The sequence below is a fragment of the Streptomyces caeruleatus genome, from assembly GCF_001514235.1.
Lineage (GTDB): Bacteria > Actinomycetota > Actinomycetes > Streptomycetales > Streptomycetaceae > Streptomyces > Streptomyces caeruleatus.
The window spans coordinates 1,873-4,527 of record NZ_KQ948962.1 but is presented as its reverse complement, the minus strand read 5'-3'; the positions used below and the strand labels follow the sequence as shown (position 1 = coordinate 4,527).

Annotated in this window: 1 protein-coding gene; it reads left to right on the top strand. The window is 69.5% G+C overall.

Annotation, left to right across the window (positions count from 1 at the left end; all coding sequences use genetic code 11):
* Positions 1-2,655 (top strand): type I polyketide synthase (locus AQJ67_RS44185; RefSeq protein ID WP_159058957.1); only part of this gene is annotated, 2,655 nt, incomplete at both ends.

Sequence of the window (2,655 nt, the reverse complement as noted above, 5' to 3'; positions counted from 1 at the left end):
CCGTCACCGTGACGGACACGGACTGGGAGCGGTTCGCACCGAGTTTCACCGTCGAGCGGCCGAGTGCGCTGCTGTCGGGCATTCCCGAGGCCCGCAAGGCGCTGGCCGGGCCGAGCGGACGGCCGGCCGGTGAGTCGGTGCTGCGGCGCAAGCTGGCCGGGTTGGGGCAGAAGGACCGTGCGCGGGCGGTGCTGGACCTGGTCCGGCGGGAGGCGGCCGTCACCCTCGGTTTCGACAACGCCGACGCCCTGCCGCCCAACCGCGCTTTCCGCGATATCGGGTTCAGCTCGCTAACCGAAGTGGAGTTGAGGAACAAGCTTGCGGCGGCGACGGGTCTTGTGCTGCCCGCGAGCCTCGTCTTCGACTACCCGACACCCTCTGCACTGGCCGAGCACCTGGAAACGGTGCTGCTGGGTTCGGAAGCGCAGGTGGTGGCTCCTGTCGTGGTGAAGGCCGAGCCGGACGAGCCGATCGCCATCGTCGGGATGGGGTGCAGGTTCCCGGGTGGGGTGTCGTCGCCGGAGCAGTTGTGGGCTCTGCTCACGGGCGGTGTCGATGCGATCTCGGCGTTCCCGACTCAGCGTGGTTGGGATGTGATCGGTGATGGTTTTGCCCGGGTAGGTGGATTCCTCCATGAGGCGGCGGAGTTCGATGCGGGGTTCTTCGGTATTTCGCCGCGTGAGGCGTTGGCGATGGATCCGCAGCAGCGGTTGCTGTTGGAGACGGCGTGGGAGGCGCTGGAGCGGTCCGGGATCGACCCGCATGTGCTGAAGGGCAGTAAGACCGGGGTGTTCGTGGGCGGGGGCGGTTCGGGGTACGAGGCTGTCGGGGACGCCTCGGACGAACTGGACGGATACCGGATCACCGGCGGCGCGGCCAGTGTGCTGTCGGGGCGGATCGCGTACACGTTGGGCTTGGAAGGGCCTGCGGTGACGGTGGACACGGCGTGCTCGTCGTCGCTGGTGGCATTGCATATGGCCGCGCAGGCGCTGCGTTCCGGCGAGTGCTCGATGGCGCTGGCCGGCGGTGTGACGGTGATGGCCACGCCGGGGGTTTTTGCCGAGTTCGCCGCTCAGGGTGGGCTGGCGGGGGACGGCCGTTGCAAGGCGTTTGCCGCGTCGGCGGACGGCACCGGGTGGGCCGAGGGCGTTGGGTTGGTGGTGGTGGAGCGGTTGTCGGACGCTCAGCGCAACGGCCACAAGGTGTTGGCGGTGGTGCGGGGTTCGGCGATCAACCAGGACGGTGCGTCGAACGGGCTGTCGGCGCCGAACGGTCCGTCGCAGCAGCGGGTGATTTTGCAGGCGTTGGCCCGTGCTGGTGTGGCTGCGGCTGAGGTGGATGCGGTGGAAGCCCACGGCACGGGTACCCGGCTGGGTGACCCGATCGAGGCCCAGGCCTTGTTGGCGACTTATGGGCAGGACCGGCCGGAGGGTCGTCCGCTGTTGCTGGGGTCGCTCAAGTCCAACATCGGTCACACGCAGGCCGCTGCTGGTGTTGCCGGTGTGATCAAGATGGTGTTGGCGATGCAGCGGGGTGTGTTGCCTCGGACGTTGCATGTGGATGAGCCGACTCCCGAGGTGGACTGGTCGGCAGGCTCGGTGGAGTTGCTGACCGAACAGCAACCGTGGCCGACGGTCGACCGGCCGTGGCGGGCCGGGGTGTCCTCGTTCGGGATCAGCGGCACCAATGCCCATCTCATCCTGGAGCAGGCTCCTGAGGTTGAACCGGCCGCTGTTGATGTTGCTGTTCCGTCGGTGGTGCCGTGGGTGGTGTCGGGCGGGTCGGAGTCGGCGTTGCGGGAGCAGGCGCGGCGGCTGGCGGCGTATGTGGAGGCGGCTGCGGGGCTGGACCTGGTGGGTGTAGGTGCGGCGTTGGTGTCGACTCGGGCGAGTCTGGAGCATCGGGCGGTGGTTCTGGGCGCCGATCGGGATGAGCTGATCGCCAGGCTGACCGGGCTGGCCGAAGGGGAGCCCGGCCCCGGTGTGGTGACCGGCCGGAGCGGGGCCGACGGGGATGGTGTGGTGTTCGTGTTCCCCGGTCAGGGGGCGCAGTGGGTGGGGATGGCGCAGGAACTGCTGGCGTCCTCGCCGGTGTTCGCGGGGCGGATGGGGGAGTGTGCCCAGGCGCTCGCTCCGTTTGTGGAGTGGGATCTGCTGGAGGTGCTGGGGGATCAGGCGGCGCTGGAACGCGTCGATGTGGTGCAGCCGGTGTTGTGGGCGGTGATGGTGTCGCTGGCGCATCTGTGGCAGTCGTTGGGCGTGACACCTGCCGCTGTGGTGGGCCACTCCCAGGGGGAGATCGCGGCGGCGTGTGTGGCGGGCGGGCTGTCGCTGGAGGATGCCGCGAGGATCAGTGCCGTCCGCAGCCGGATGATCGCTGGGTCGCTGGCGGGGCGGGGCGGGATGGTGTCGGTGGGGCTTCCGCTGACGGAGGTGGAGTCGCTGGTCGCCCGGTGGGAGGGGCGGTTGTCGGTCGCGGCGGTGAACGGGCCGTCGTGGGTGGTGGTGTCCGGTGATGCCGAGGCGGTGGCTGAACTGGTCGCGGGGGGTGAGGCGGAGGATTTCCGGGCCCGTCGGGTCGAGGTGGACTACGCGTCGCACTCCCCGCACGTGGAGGAGATCGAGGCGGAGCTGATCGAGGCTCTGGCCGGGATCA